This window comes from Acetobacter okinawensis, assembly GCF_002153655.1.
Taxonomy (GTDB): domain Bacteria; phylum Pseudomonadota; class Alphaproteobacteria; order Acetobacterales; family Acetobacteraceae; genus Acetobacter; species Acetobacter okinawensis_A.
In genome coordinates, this window is the sequence record NZ_JOPJ01000058.1 from 1 (window position 1) to 305 (window position 305).

Annotated in this window: 1 pseudogene; it reads left to right on the forward strand. The window is 58.7% G+C overall.

Going from position 1 to position 305, the window contains the following annotated elements:
• Positions 1–18: 18 nt before the first annotated feature.
• Positions 19–305: pseudogene (locus HK26_RS12575) on the forward strand (Y-family DNA polymerase); the annotation flags it as partial.

Here is a 305-nt window from a genome sequence, read left to right on the forward strand (position 1 = left end):
CATGCCCATTGTGGAGCCATGCGTCAGGCTGTCCAGCAGATCACCAAAGTGCCAACCTGCGTGGGCTGGGGGCCAACCAAAACCATTGCCAAGCTGGCCAACGGACTGGCCAAGGACAGGCCAGAGCTGGAAGGGCTATGCGACCTGACAGACCCACAAACGCGCCAGAGATTTTACCGCAACGTCTCCGTGGGGGAAGTCTGGGGTGTAGGCCGAAGACTGCTCCCAAAACTGCATGATGCGGGTATCCGCACGATAGAGCAGTTTGTAGAGGCCAAACCTGCGCAGATCCGCAAGATCATGGC